Genomic DNA, 14,014 nt, shown 5'->3' on the forward strand with positions numbered 1-14,014 from the left:
TTATTTTCATCAAATATTGATAACTATCAAAATAGATTTGATGAAGCTCCCCCTATTTTAAAAAGGAGATTTTTTAATAAGCAAACACATAATTGAGATACACGCTATAAAGCCTTCGGTATTCTAGCTTAGTGCCTAGAAAAGAATAGTAGTTGGTGTTAATGGTGGGGATTTTAATGCCTAGTTCAATGCCATGTTGCGCGGAATGTTCGCTGTCTTTTTTCTTAGCTGTAGCGAGATTGGTTCTCAAACCCAAATTGAACAAGAATTGGAAATTAGAAGTATTGACTTTCGCGCTGTAAGGGTTATTGAACGCTGTTAAATTCATGTATTGAGAATTAAGCCATGTAGTCCCTGCTAGTTGGATACCACCAAAAAGACCCACAGAAAGCTTGTTGTTCTTTCTTGTGATGCTATCGTTGATAAAATTCACTAACAAATCGCTCCCACCGCCATAAGTCCATACGTCAGAAGACGAGTTAAAAAAGCTGGATTTGATGTAGCCGTGGTTGTAATCAAAGAAACCGTAATACCTTAACCCCCATCTTTTGCTTTCGCCAAAGAATTGTTTATAGCCCACTTGAACGCCAAGCCCGTTCAAAGCGCCGTTATTGTTTTGAGAGCTGATCATGCCCACTTTTTTAAAGGGGTTATTGCTCATCGCCGCTAAAGCTTGGTTAAGATTGGATTGCTGCTCTGGGTTGATTTGGTAGTTGTATTGGCCCGCTGCTGGGGCGTTTTTATCGTAAGGTAGCGTAACAATGTCTTTTGTATTGACTTGGTTATAGGGGAGTTTAGAAATCTCTTGGCTTAGATTATTAGCGTTGCTATAGGCGGTTACAATGTTTGCTTGATTGGATTTTAGGTTATAAACATCTCTAGCCACGCTTAAAGCTGAATCAATCCGATTGCCATAATAACTCACATTGTTTTTAATCGTTTGAATCTCTTGGTTCAAATTCACCTCCTGTCTGTAAGGGTTAGTAGGAGTTTGACCTGCATTGGGTATTTTCAAATAGGCTTTCTCTAAATAACGATACTGTTCTTTAGGGATAGAACTAAAGAGATTGAAAATATCTTGAGCGTAAGAGATGACTTGCTTTTGGTTTTGAGCGAGATTGTAGATGTCTTTAGCGAATTCAGGGTTTGTTTGAGATCCTGTAGCTTGAGCTTGCAAACTAGCAGATAGGGTGTGGTTACTTTGAGAAAGCGTAACCGCTTGTTGCAAGATAGGTATCATCGCCTTGATGTTGTTAAACACCGCATATTGCGTTGGGTAATCAGTGGAATTGATAGCACCGGACGCGTTTGAAACACCACTGATGACGATATTTTTCCACATCATAGCAGTCCTAGTGTTTGCGATTAGATCCATAAGCTGTTGCGCCAAGTTAAGAGCGTTGCTTACGGTTGAGTTTGGCGAGCTTGATGATGAGCCTGTTGTGACGCATCCGGATAAAGCGCAAAGATTGTTCGCTTTAGTGGTAGCGTTTTGTTGGGCCGCTTGGAGATTTTCAGCGAGTTTTTTCATCTTGTCGTAAGTGGTTTGATCCATAGCGCAGTTTTCAATTCCTGTGCAGTTTTTGGTAATCGTTTTAAAAGGAGGGTTACCCTGAACGCTAGCGGGTTGTTTAGTATCCTTATTGACCACAAAAAAAGTGAAGTAGTTCCCCGCATAAAGACTCCAAAAACCCAATACCGAAGTGATAACGGCTTGCACGGCGTTAAAGATGGGCGATTGGGTGGTGCTGTTATAGTTGTTGTTGGTAAAGCTTTTCAAATCGTTTAAAGAGCTATTGACCAGCTCAATGTTGTTGGCGTTTTGAATGCTTTGCTTCAACGAAGCCACTTGATTTAAATACTGACTCAATTGTTCGTATTTGTCGTTCAAATTTTTCAATTCGCCGGTGTTTTTGACCATTTGCACCGCTTCGCCGATTTGATAGCCCACGCCCACAAAAAAGCCGTTGTCTTCAGCGTGGAGCGATGATGCCACAAGCGAGAGAGAGAGAGAGAGTAAAAATCGTTTTTTCATAAAATGTTCCTTAAAGTAATGTTTTTGTTGTAAGAATATCATGAAGTGATAATATATTTACAATTAACCTAATTTTACTATAAATTGATTGGATTTCAAAAAAAAAAAAAAAGATTTTGGAGTATTTTAACCTATTTATCTTTGAAGCGTTGATTTTTGTAACGATAAAATGATCTTTTGGATCTTATCATCAACATTTAATGGGAACGAAGCCACACTAAAACAAGAACGCATAACTGACAAAAACTTCTTTATTCCTAAAAACGCTGAAGTTTTGTCGGATCGTTTGTTGCTGCCACACATTGCTAAAGCCGAAGTTTTTCCAACTTTGCGCGCTCAAGCTGTAATAAGGGATTTTTAGCCCCACATTGAAGCGGTTGTGTTTGCCTATATACAAAGAGCCTCCAAAATTCACAAAAAACCCCCCACCCGCTGCAAAAAATTTATCATCTTGTTGCGTGTTTTGGTTTTGATAACTAGGACTCCATAGCACAGCGTATTCCACCCCACCCCCACCAAACACGCCTATTTTAAAAAACAGCATTTTTTCCGTTTTTAAAGCGAGTTTTAAAAGGGTGTCTATAGGGAGATTGACAAACACGTTCACGTTCAAACCAAACGCTATGAAATGCCCGTTATCAAAAAGGAAGTTTTGAGGGCTTGGGGTTTTTTGCAAATTCAAAGAACTTTGAGCGTTTGAAATAGGATCGTAGGTTTTAATCGCGCTTGGGTTGTAATTCGCTTGGGATAAAAGGGTGTTACCCCCCACTTTTTGACCCAATTGTGCTTTAGCGTATTCTATATCCCCCCACACCCTTAAGCCTAAAATATGGTATTTATCAAAAGCTATTTCATCGCCTATTTGCCCGGTATAAGACAGGTTTTTACCCCCCTTATAATGGGCTTCTAGTTTCTCGCCATAACACACGCTGCTAGGGCAAGTGGGGTTGTCTTTATAGGCTTGTTGCCACATGCTTGTGCGCGTATTAGCCCCTGTGCCTAGCCTAAAACCCAAATAAATGTGGTTTTTCGTTTTAAAAAAAGGCGTTTTTTCAGCGGCATTGCCCCACAAAACCCCCAAACTGGTTAAAAAAATGAACGCTTTCAAACGCTTTTTTGATTCAATTCTACCCATAATGGCACTTCACTTTGTAACGCTTCTTGATTAAAAAATCCCTCTATGCTCTCTCGCATGCTCTTTATTTCTGTAAGGGTATTGACGCAATTACGAAACGCGCTCGCTTGCATCTCGCCCTTAGCGTAAGCATGCAAGTTCTTCCTAAACATCACTACCCCCCTATCCCCATAAAACTCCACCATTTTATCAAAATGTTCTAAAACCAGGTCTTTTTTCACGACTGCGGGTAATTCGGTGGTGTTGTTTCTGATTTGCCAAAATATCCATGGGGCTCTTAAGGCTGCTCGCCCTATCATTAGCCCATCAGCTTGCGTGATTTGCAAGACTTCAAAGGCTTTTTTCACGCTGTCAATTTCGCCATTGGCTATCACAGGCTTTTTTAAAATCTTTTTCATTAAAGCGATGCTTTCATAATCTATTTTGTCTTTTTGATATTTGTCGCTTCGTGTCCTCCCATGCACCACCACATAATCCACCGGCGCGTCATTTAAGGCATGAGCGATTTCTTTGGGGATTTTCTTTTCAAAGCCTAAACGCACTTTCACGCTTGTGATCTTTTTATTCGTGTTTTCTCTGATGATTTTTAAAAGCTTCACCAAGTGGTTTAAATCCTTCAATAGCCCGCTCCCGTTACCATGATTAGCCACTTTAGGGGCAGGACAACCGCAATTAAAATCAATCCCACTCACATGCTCTAAAGCGTTGATTTTCTCCACCGCTTCTTTGACTACGCCCTCTTTAGAGCCTGAAATTTGTGCCATGAAATGATCTTCTAAATGGGATTTTTCCAACATTTTAGAAGTTTTATCAAACGCATACACTAACGAATGCGAGCTCACCATTTCGCTTGTGGTAACATCCACGCCAAATTTTTTCACCACGCTCCTAAAAGGCAAATCCGTATAGCCTGCCAAAGGGGCTAGAAAAAGCCATTTTTTATTCTTAAAGTCCATTCATTCTCATATCAAAGTTTTTTGCTGTATTTTGACACAATCAAGGTTAAAAAGCGCTTTAAAAACTTATCGCTTGATTAAAATGAAGCTCTTTTATAGATCCATTAAACTCTGTTTAAAACGGGTTAAAAAATCATGCGTTGGTTGTTTTAAAAACTCTGCGTATAAAACAGGCCGTAAGCGTTTAGGGATATTCAACCGCCTAGCCCTGTCTTTAAAATCCTTTGGCATGCTTAAAGTTTTTGGGGGTTTAAGGGCGATGAACGCATGCTCTTTGTCGCTTTCAATGATGAATTTTTGAGCGATTTCTAAGCTAAAAAAATGGCGTTTGATTTCTTCTTTTTGAGAAAAGCTCAACACATACCCCTTTTGCTTTAAGATTTTATCCACCATAAACAGCGCGTTTTGCGAACGCTTAAAAAAAGTGATCCCATGCCTTTGTGAAACAGGCATCAAAGGATAAAGCCACTCTTTTTCTTGATCCAAAAATTTAAAACTTTGGATAATGCCCTTAGAATAATGTTGCATCAAGGCGTTAGCGTAATGTTTCCTGAAAAAATTGCGTTTGAATTTTAAAGAAGAATTAGAATCATCTTCAAAAAATTCCCAATCTTTAGCGAGCGTTTTAAGGGTGTCTTTAGGGGTGTAGAGTAAGGGGCGAACAATCGCATAAAACCCTCTTTTTTCATAAGCTTGAAAGCTTAAAAGCGTGTTTAATCCGGCTCCTTTGCTTAGTTGCATCAAAAACCATTCCAGCCTGTCATTCAAATGGTGCGCTAAAATCAAATGCTTGTAAGAATGCTCTTTGATTAGGGTTTCAAAAAAATCATAACGAACTTTTCTCGCTTGCATTTCAAAATTGCGTGCGATTTTTGGGGCGTGATGGATGTAGCATTTTTTATGGTGTGTTTTTGCGAGTGTTTGAGCATGTTGGATGATTTCAAGGCGTTGTTTTTGCGTGTTATAATCCACTAAAGCGATGTCAAAAACGATATTTTCTCCAACTAAAAGAAAAAACAAGCAAGTGGAATCCAACCCACCCGAAAAACCCAATAAATTTTTCCCCTCTCTTAAAGGCTCTAAATAGGGTTTAAAATCTCGCACTGTCAAATCGGTGCTAAACGCATGCTGAATGGGTTGCGCTTTTATGAAGTTTCCTTGTGGGTTAAAACGCCTTTGAGTAAGCTTGCGCCTTCTATGCCTAAAATTTCATTCCTGAGTTTTTCCACTTCATTCAAACCTGGAGCTTTTGTGTGGACGGCTTCGTTGCGGATGTTTTGAATAAGGCTTAGGCTTTTTGAAAAAGGATAATTGATGAATCTTTTTAAGTTTTCTTCTAAATGGCATTGGACTTTTTCGTGTCTGAGTAAAAATTTAACGCTCCCAAGATTGGGCTTTTGAGTGAAAAAATCTTTAAGCGTAAAAGATTTTCCTTGGACTTTATAAGCTAAATCATAAAGGCTGGGATCGTTTTTGCAAGCCTTTAAAAGAACTTGTTTAGCAAAAGTATAAATTTCGTATTCTAAGGTTTTGGAGTATTTGACGATGATGCTGGTAAAATCATTCAAAAGATCGTTTTCGCTTTGTAAAAGCTCTAATTCGGCATGAATGATGTTATTGATGCTGTCAGGGTGTAAGAGGTAAAAAAGCCTTTTGCCAAAAACAAAACGCATGAAATTTTCTTGCATGGTTAAATATTCTTTGCTTTTATACACGCTCAGATAATGCTTTTCATCGCCTAAAAAATAAGAACGCTCTTCTTTTAACTTTACCGGCAAAGGATAGACGTAATTATTCCCATAAATGGCGTAAGTGTGGTTGTTTGGGGCGATGAAATTGGCTAAAAATTGATCCCTTAAAAGGCTAAAATCTTCCCTGGCTAATTCCCTTAAATCGCTGATAACAAAAAAGTCTTCCACTTCCAAATTTTTTTCTTTATAGTAGCTAGGGATCAAACTCTCATCAATCTCTTTAGAAACTTTTATCACCTTAGCGGCAAATAAATTAGCGTAATCGGTCAAAAAAAGCTGCAAAAAATTTTTTTCATTAGTGGCTTTGTAAATCTCTTCTAAGGAGTCGTGCTTTTCTTGATTGTTGAGCTTTGATCGGATTTTACCAAAGCCCACTTGGGATTTTTCCTGTAAAACGCTTAAATGTTGTTGGATGACATCTTGTTGGTAGTAAGGGTTATAAAGGATTAAAAGGTGGTTCATGCCTTGTCTTACTTTAAGATTTCTTTAAGATTTTGCTTGATCTCGTCAGGATTTTGCTCGTATTCTTGGATGAGATCTTTTAAAATTTCAAACAATTCGTTAAAATCTTGCGGGTGCTCTTTTTTAAACTTCACTACCAAATCCAAAGTCTTGCCCGCATTACTTGATGGATCGTTTTCGCCCTCAAGAGCGTTTTTTATATCCCAAATCATATTGGCAATGCGAGTGCTTTGCCCAGGGCTTGAAATGCGTTTGCATATAAAACCTTTGAATGCGTTGGCAAGCTTAAAAGATGCGCAAATTTTAGAAAACATCGCCTTTCCTTATTGAAATATTTAAAATACCGCTTACTAGCCAAAAACTAGCAAGCGTTCTAGCGTTGGCGCATTCGGTATTTTAACACAAATTCAGTTCATTCCTCTTTTAGGCTCAACTTCTATGAAATCTTCGCCCTTGATGAAATCTTCGCCGGTTTGAATCCACTTTTCCAGTCCTTGAGCGCACTCTTGCGTTTTTTTAACATTTTCTTCGCATTCTTGAATGCATTTTTCTAGTTCCAACGCCATTGGGAAACATGTTTGTTTGAATCTGGTTTCATCGTTGATGAGATTCAAGATTTCTTGTTTTTGTCCGTCAAAATTAGATTCCATTTCTCCTTTAGCTTTTTTAAGTTTTTCTATTTTTTGGCTTTCTTTCCAAGAATCCCACACTTCAAAAGCAAGACCGATAAGCGGTAAACCTTTGTTTATGCTGCCTGCCAAGTTTACAGCGCCCCAAGGTTTGAATTTAAAAGCCAAATCTACGCCCACAAATTTTCCCACAGCCGCTATCCCATCTCTAGCCAGTTTGATGTTAGTTGCATTGATAAAACCGCTTTGTTTTAAAAGATCGATTCCAATTTTCCCCAATGCTCCGGCATGCTTTTCAAAAAAACTCATATCGGCGTTAAAACCAGTTTCAATTTTAGTAATTTCATTTACAATCCCTTGCGTTTGTTTTTCAAATTCATTTTTGACTCTTGTTTCCATATTGATATATTCATCGCCTATTTCTCTAATAATAAAATCGTTAAAGGTTTCTAGGCTGGTGCCAGAAAGTTGAAGGATGAGATCGCTAAAATACCTTATTATAAATTCTCTTAAATGAATGCGGGCTTGAGAAATTTCTTTATTTAAATCTTGAATGTCCTTTCGCCTTTTTTCAAGCGTTTTATTCAAATATTCCATTTCTCTATTAATATCTTGCAACGCTTGTTTTGCGGGCGGCATTTGCCTATGGACCACATCTTGAATGACGCTTTTTTTGGCTTCTTCTATAATGGTTAATTTCCCGCCATTTTCTTTAATCTTTTTTTGTGTCGCGTCTTGCAAGGCTTTGATGTGTGAGAGCTTTTGAAACTCTTCTTGATACTTTAGCCAGTGTTCCACCCCCAAATCAAAAGGGTTTGCCGCAACAGCGACAATAATCAAACTTTCTTTTTCTTCTTCGCTTAAAGAAATGAGATCATCCAGTCGGCTTTGGATGTTTTCTTTTTTGATCTTAAATCTTTTGTTGCAATCTTCTTCATCTTCAATATCCGCTTCTTCATCAAAACGGCTGATGACAAATATCGTCCTGGATAAAAGATTGAGCGTCCTAAAAAACCAGTTCAAATCGTCCTTATGGCTTTCTTTGATGGGGTTTGACGGGTTGAGCGCGTATAAAATGAGATGGGCTTCGCTGATATATTTTTTGGTAATATCTTTATAGCGTTCTATTTTGCCGCTATCAGTTATTTTTTCTTTAAACCCAAATAGTCCCGGGGTGTCAACCAGCTCCATTTCATTATCTATATCATAGAATTTAACTGCATCGCTGGATTCTTTGTGGTCTATCTTCATGCTCTCATCCAAGCGATCGATCCACGCTGCCGCTATGGATGTTTTCCCACAAGAAAAACCTCCCACTAAAGCCACTTTCAGTTTTTGACCAGAAACATCTTTCATCGCATTACGGATCTTGTCTTTGAGAGACTCTTCAACCTTAATGCCGTATTTTTCCCTAGTATGGACAAAATCAAGTAATTTTTGAAGAATTTCTTGATTCCTCTTTTGGTTTCTTTTAAATTGTTCTAGCGTTTCATTCATTGCACGTTCCTTTGTTTTTTAATGTGGTTTTGATGCGATTATCTAAGTGCCATAAGTCTTCACCGGCCTTTATTAGCCCTTCCCTCATGCGCTCGTAACAAACAATAAGATCGTTAAAACTGGCTTTTAAATTCTCAATCATTTCAGATGCGCCTTTTTTATAACTTTCAATGCGGCTTTTCACATTCTCTGCAATTTTTTCACAAGCTTCATCTAACTTCTCATCCACTTTTTTTCTTTGTTGGGATTTTTTATAGTCTGAATCAAAAAAACTCCACACTGATTTAACTATCCCAATTGCTCCTAAAACCAATCCTCCAAATAGTGCAAACTCACCTAATCCAGGTGCCGCTAAAAGCAGAGCCAAACCTCCTATTGAAGCGAATAAGCCTATTTTATTAATACCGCTATCAATATTGAAACTAAAATCAAAACCACTATCAAAACCACTATCAATGTTGATGCGATCTAACATTATTAGAGAATCTTTAATCCTCTCTTCAAATTGTTCAATATCTTTTTTCATCTCTTCAATGAATCGTTCCTTGCATTCATTAAAGTGCCGTCCTGTGTTTTTACGCAATTTTTCAGCTCTTTGTTTGTGCTCATTTTCAAAAATTTCTTCACATTCCCCATCTTCAATATTTTTGTTAATATGCACATACATTTTTTCTCTCAAGTCAGATTTAAATTGATCGATTTCGTGGAACGCTGAATTGGTTAAATTTAATATAAATTTTTCTGTAGAACGATCCAGATTATAGCGGGCTTCTTGTTGGTGTTCTTGTGCTTCTTTAATCATTGGATCGATCCGTTTTTTAATCGTGGTTTTTATCGCTTTTTGCAATTGTTCTACCACTTTTAAGGCTTTATTGCAGTTGGATTCTATGATTTTTTTGCGTGAGTTTTCAAGAAGCACTTCGGTTATAAATCCACCTAATTGTTGGAAACGGGATTTATACAATAACCATTCTTCCGTTTTAAAAAAATCTAAAAATTTTTGTTTGTTTTTGTAAAAATCACTCTCTGGCAGCAACGCCGATGAAAGACCATAGAAAGCCATTTGAGCGCTGACTATTTGATGCCCCATGTAGTGTTTGCCTAAAATGTTTTTCATTTCTTTATTTAAAATTTTTAAGCTTTCTTTTTCGCTTCCATCAATAAGCCCATCTTTAAAAGCTCTTGGATTGTTAATCGGTTTGTTGTAAATCGTCCATACCTCTGTTTGCAAATCGAGTTGTTTTTGGATTTTTTCAATCGTCCCTTCTTTTCCCTCTTCTCCTTTTTGCGGAGGAGTGGGCTTTTTGGTAACATAAAAAATAGCATGGGCTTTTTGCGTTGCGTTAGAAATCTGATCAATCACTTTTTGTTCGTCGCCTTCTATCCCTGGAACATCCAGCAAAGTAAAGGTTTTGTTGCCGTGCTTGAGGGTGTAAGATTTGGTTTCTGTAGTGAAATCGCTCCTCCCATCGCCTATGATCGCTCCATCTTGGAATTTTTCTAGCTCCAAAAGAGCATGCCCGCTGCCTCTATGATTTTTCTCTGAATAGAGTTGCCTGAAGCACTCTTGTTGATCCATTTTACTTCGTTCTTTAAAAAACAGCCTCAAGCATTCAATGAGGGTTGATTTCCCCGCATTGGTTTCCCCATAAAAAGCTAAATTTTTCCCACTCTTCATTATTTTTTAAACTTTCAAGCTCTTTTAAACTTTCAGATTCTAATTTTTGAAACACCTTTAACGCTTCTTGGTTGGATTTTTTTAGTCTTTCATTTTCATTATCAGTGTTTTTAAAAATATTTTGGAGATTTTCAATGCTGGCTTTCACATCAAGATAAATGTTTTTCATTTTTGCATGCCTCAAGCGGATTTTTCTCGGGCATTTTAACAAAAAAAACGCAAACCCCCACGCTCCAGCTACGCTATAGCCACACTTTTAGCCTTATGGCTAACTTTTAAAAAGGGCTTAAAACCTTAGCGAGTAAGATATTGTCTTTAAACGCACTAGGCACAATCGTGTAATGCCCGGGTTGTAAAGGGGTGGTTAAGGCGCTGTCATTGATTAAAATTTCCCCATCCACTTCAGGCGCCCACCTGAGATCCCTTGCTTTGTAAAAATACTCGCCCTCTTTATTCTCCACTAACGCCTTAATAGGCTTATTCAACAAAGCCTTAAAAGAATGGTTTTGGTGTTTTAAAGCGATTTTATTCAAGGCTTTAATGCGGGCGTTGATGATTTTTTAGGCACTTTCTCTAAAGAATAGGCATGCGTGTTTTCTTCCGCGCTGAAAGCAAAAATATTCAATCTGTCAAACTGGAACTCGTCTAAAAACGCGCTCAATTCTTCAAATTCGCCCTCATTTTCTTCTGGATGCCCTACAATGATCGTGCTTCTTATAAAGCTTTCCTTAACCTGTTTCATGGCATCTAAAAGCTTTAAATGGTGCGCTTGGCTGGAGTTGCGCCGCATTTTTTTAAGCATGGAGTCGCTGATGTGCTGGATGGGCATGTCAAAATAATTTTGAAAAATAGGCGAGTCTTCAATCGCGCCAATCAGATCTAAAGTGGTGCTAGAGGGGTAGAGGTATAAAATACGCGCGCTCTTTAAGGCTTGCTGTTTGTCAATCGCTCTAATGAGCTGGATCAAGCCGTCTTTTTGCCCCTTATCGTATAAAAATGAGCTAGAATCTTGAGCGATAAAAGTCATATCTTTATAGCCTTTAAGGGCTAGATCTTCTACTTCTTTTAAAATGGAGTCTAATTCCCTGCTTTGCAATTTCCCCTTAAAGCTAGGGATAGCGCAAAAAGAGCATTTTTGGTTGCAACCCTCAGAAATTTTAACATAAGCATGCACGCTCGATCCCGTGATGATGCGCACGTTATAATGCTCGCTTAAAAACACTTGCTCGCTGAACTGGTTTTGTTTTTTAGCGATCAAAATATCAATCTTGTCATAATCCCCCACGCCGGTAAAAATATCCACTTCAGGGATCAACTCTTTGATTTCATCTTTATAGCGCTCGCTCAAGCACCCGCTCGCAATCAAAATCGCCCCCTCTTTTTTGTCTTTGGCGGCGTTGAGAATGGTTTGGATACTCTCTTGTTTAGCGCTTTCAATAAAACCGCAAGTGTTGATCAAAATCACATCAGCGTTTTTAGCGTCATCAGTGAGCGTGTAATTATAAAGCTTGCCTAACATCACCTCTGAATCCACCAGGTTTTTAGAGCAACCTAATGAGATCAGGCAGAGTTGTTTGTTTTCTTTAACTTGCATGTTAATGGCTTTTTAAGTTTTTCAAATCCACTTCCCAAAAGAAATCAATCCATTCGGGAGCGTCTTTTAAAAACGCGTCGGCTTTGTATTTCGCGCTTGTCTTTTGGAACAAACTCGCGCTATAAAACTTTTTATCAGGGTGTTTGTCTTGCAACACTTTAAGTACCGCTTCTAAAGAATTACCGCTATCTACGATTTCATCTACCACCAAAATGGTTTTTAAATGATCTTTAATCGTGGGGGTATTTTCAATTTTTAGGGCGTTTTGTCGGTGGGTGGTGTCATAAGAAATCGCATTGATGCCATAAACTTCCCTTAAATCCCAGTGCAAACTCAAAAAATGCGTCAAAGTCATGCCCCCTCGCATCACGCACACAAGGGCTTCTGGGATACCACAAATTCGCTCCACTTGTTTAGCTAACTCCAGGCTGTCTTTTAAAAAGGCTTCATAAGAATAATGCATTATAGTCCTTAAATTTCGTAATATTGCTTCAAAAAGGTTGTATTCGCCGCACCGTCAAATTCCCTTAAATCCAAATCGTTTAAGGCTAATTCTAGGGCGTTTAAGGCGTAAGCGCTTTTATAAACAGGAATGATCCCCATGTGGTTGATGCGAATGAGCGCGTCTTTATAAGGCTCTTGTCCGCCCGCAAATTGCACCTGGTATTTTTCTTTTAAAAGGTTTCTTAATTCTTTGGCATGCTCGCTAACAATCGTTGTCATGCTCAAGCTCGGGCTTTTAGGGAAAATCTTTAAACCGAGCGCTAAAACGGCTTTTTGAGTGGCTAAAGCGACTCGTTTAGTCTCCTTATAGAGCACTTCAAAGCCCCCTAAATTCCGCACCAATTCAAAATAGCGCTGCAACCCTAAAGTGTGTAAAATAGGAGCGGTGTAGCTCGTGGTGTTATTCCTTTGGTTTTTCAATTCGCTCTTCAAATTGAAATAAAACCCCACATCGCGTTCTTCTATACGCTCAATTGCATTCTGGCTCAATGCGACTAGGCTCATCGCAGGAGGCAGCATGAACGCTTTTTGACTCCCTCCAATGAGTGCATCCACATGCGTTATTTCTAAAGGCTCAACCCCTAAAGCGGTGATCGCATCTACTATCACAAAAACATTCGGGTTAGTTTCTTTGATCGCTTGAGCGATTTTTTCTACAGGGTGTCGTAACCCCCACTAGACTCGCATGCTTGAATGCAAAACGCATCAATGTTGGGGTTGGCTTTAAGCGCGTTTAATATTTTATCCACTTGAGCCGGCGTGTCCCATTCATAGACTAATTCATGAGCTTTGATAGAATGGGCTTTAGCAATCTTGCCAAACCTTTCGCCAAACTTGCCCGCATTAACAAAAAGCAACTCTTTTTGACACAAGGAAAGAACGCTCGCTTCCATAGCCCCCGTCCCGCTGCTGCTTAAAAGCAAAACTTCTTCTAAACCGGTCATTTTTTTTAAATTTTCTCGCACGCTTTGGAAAATCTTTTCAAAATCTTTAGTGCGGTGGTGGGGCATTGGCTGAGAAAAGCTTGATCGCATCTCTTCGCTAATAGCTACAGGGCCTGGAGTGAAAAGCAACATTTTAAAATTAACCTTTAATTTTTAAAGAGAATTTAAAAGGTATCATACTAAAACGCGCTTAAAATTAAGCCTTATTGTTTAAGAAAATCGCTTTTTAATGCAAATAAAATGCTAAAATGCCATGATTTAAAAAGAATTTAAGGCAATGATTGGATAAATTTAGTCTTCGCACGTGTTTTTTAACCCTTTTTTTTAGCGGGTATTCTAAAAAAGCTCCAGGAACGATAGGGAGTTTAGTGGCGTTGTTATTAGGCTTACCTATTTTATTTTTTTCGGCTAACACTTTGTTTTTAGGGGCGATTTTTGTTGGGCTTATCGCTATCGCTCAAATAGACAAGGAAGAAGAAGAGACTAAGAGGCATGACAGCTCTTACATTGTGATAGACGAATTAGTGGGCATGTGGTTGGCGATGGCGATTAGCGGGTTATCGTTAGCGGGCGTGGTTTTGAGTTTTATCTTTTTTAGGATCTATGATATGACTAAGCCCTCACTCATTGGCAAAATAGACAAAGAAGTTAAAGGGGGCTTAGGGGTTGTGGCTGATGACGCTTTAGCGGGTGTTTTAGCCGGATTGAGCGCGTTATTAGTCATCCATATTTTGGGATTTTTCAATATTAAATTTTAATTTTAAGAAAATTCAAAAGCCTTTTTTTAGGTAAATATAGATAGACTTGATTGCAATCGTTTTTAGGGAGT

9 protein-coding genes and 3 pseudogenes are annotated in these 14,014 nt (G+C 38.5%); 1 reads left to right on the forward strand and 11 read right to left on the reverse strand.

Features of this window, described 5'->3' with window-relative positions; genetic code table 11:
- Window positions 1-73: 73 nt before the first annotated feature.
- The 11 genes and pseudogenes from D2C72_02835 to D2C72_02885 form a co-directional block, all read right to left on the reverse strand.
- Window positions 74-2,035, reverse strand: a complete 1,962-nt coding sequence (locus D2C72_02835) for an outer membrane protein (GenBank protein QEF43338.1) — start codon at window positions 2,033-2,035, stop codon at window positions 74-76.
- Window positions 2,036-2,252: 217 nt separating this feature from the next.
- Window positions 2,253-3,170 (reverse strand): outer membrane beta-barrel protein, encoded by a 918-nt coding sequence (locus D2C72_02840; GenBank protein ID QEF43339.1) that lies wholly within the window; start codon window positions 3,168-3,170, stop codon window positions 2,253-2,255.
- Window positions 3,140-4,126, reverse strand: coding sequence for a tRNA-dihydrouridine synthase (locus D2C72_02845; protein ID QEF43340.1), 987 nt, complete (start codon window positions 4,124-4,126; stop codon window positions 3,140-3,142). The genes D2C72_02840 and D2C72_02845 overlap by 31 nt, the downstream gene beginning before the upstream one ends.
- Before the next feature lie 93 nt (window positions 4,127-4,219).
- Window positions 4,220-5,230, reverse strand: coding sequence for a tRNA lysidine(34) synthetase TilS (gene tilS, locus D2C72_02850; GenBank protein ID QEF44175.1), 1,011 nt, complete (start codon window positions 5,228-5,230; stop codon window positions 4,220-4,222).
- Between the two features lie 41 nt (window positions 5,231-5,271).
- Window positions 5,272-6,339 carry an ATP-binding protein gene (locus D2C72_02855; protein ID QEF43341.1) on the reverse strand — a complete coding sequence of 356 codons (1,068 nt, stop codon included), beginning with the start codon at window positions 6,337-6,339 and terminating at the stop codon, window positions 5,272-5,274.
- An 8-nt stretch (window positions 6,340-6,347) separates the two neighbouring features.
- The gene (locus D2C72_02860; protein QEF43342.1) at window positions 6,348-6,653 is read right to left on the reverse strand and encodes a hypothetical protein; all 306 of its coding nucleotides are present in this window, start codon (window positions 6,651-6,653) and stop codon (window positions 6,348-6,350) included.
- Between the two features lie 93 nt (window positions 6,654-6,746).
- On the reverse strand, window positions 6,747-8,465 hold the full coding sequence (locus D2C72_02865; GenBank protein QEF43343.1) for a labile enterotoxin output A: 1,719 nt from the start codon (window positions 8,463-8,465) through the stop codon (window positions 6,747-6,749).
- Window positions 8,458-10,312, reverse strand: a pseudogene (locus D2C72_02870) (hypothetical protein). Before D2C72_02870 ends, D2C72_02865 begins: the two are co-directional and overlap by 8 nt.
- A gap of 106 nt (window positions 10,313-10,418) precedes the next feature.
- A pseudogene (gene rimO, locus D2C72_02875) lies at window positions 10,419-11,737 on the reverse strand (30S ribosomal protein S12 methylthiotransferase RimO).
- Window position 11,738: 1 nt separating this feature from the next.
- Entirely contained in the window at window positions 11,739-12,200 is a 462-nt protein-coding gene (locus tag D2C72_02880) for a phosphoribosyltransferase (GenBank protein ID QEF43344.1), read from the reverse strand.
- 8 nt (window positions 12,201-12,208) lie between these two features.
- Window positions 12,209-13,317: pseudogene (locus D2C72_02885) on the reverse strand (alanine--glyoxylate aminotransferase family protein).
- A 149-nt stretch (window positions 13,318-13,466) separates the two neighbouring features.
- Here D2C72_02885 and D2C72_02890 point away from each other — a divergent pair.
- Window positions 13,467-13,943, forward strand: coding sequence for a phosphatidylglycerophosphatase A (locus tag D2C72_02890; protein QEF43345.1), 477 nt, complete (start codon window positions 13,467-13,469; stop codon window positions 13,941-13,943).
- Window positions 13,944-14,014 lie beyond the last annotated feature (71 nt).

This window comes from Helicobacter pylori, from assembly GCA_008032955.1.
In the GTDB taxonomy this organism is placed as follows: Bacteria; Campylobacterota; Campylobacteria; order Campylobacterales; family Helicobacteraceae; genus Helicobacter; species Helicobacter pylori_DC.

Bases quoted from the DNA above. Each gene is read 5' to 3' on its own strand.
- D2C72_02845 (QEF43340.1), bottom strand. From the start codon at position 4,126: ATGGACTTTAAGAATAAAAAATGGCTTTTTCTAGCCCCTTTGGCAGGC.
- D2C72_02860 (QEF43342.1), bottom strand. From the start codon at position 6,653: ATGTTTTCTAAAATTTGCGCATCTTTTAAGCTTGCCAACGCATTCAAA.
- D2C72_02865 (QEF43343.1), bottom strand. From the start codon at position 8,465: ATGAATGAAACGCTAGAACAATTTAAAAGAAACCAAAAGAGGAATCAA.
- D2C72_02880 (QEF43344.1), bottom strand. From the start codon at position 12,200: ATGCATTATTCTTATGAAGCCTTTTTAAAAGACAGCCTGGAGTTAGCT.
- D2C72_02855 (QEF43341.1), bottom strand. From the start codon at position 6,339: ATGAACCACCTTTTAATCCTTTATAACCCTTACTACCAACAAGATGTC.
- D2C72_02835 (QEF43338.1), bottom strand. From the start codon at position 2,035: ATGAAAAAACGATTTTTACTCTCTCTCTCTCTCTCGCTTGTGGCATCA.
- D2C72_02840 (QEF43339.1), bottom strand. From the start codon at position 3,170: ATGGGTAGAATTGAATCAAAAAAGCGTTTGAAAGCGTTCATTTTTTTA.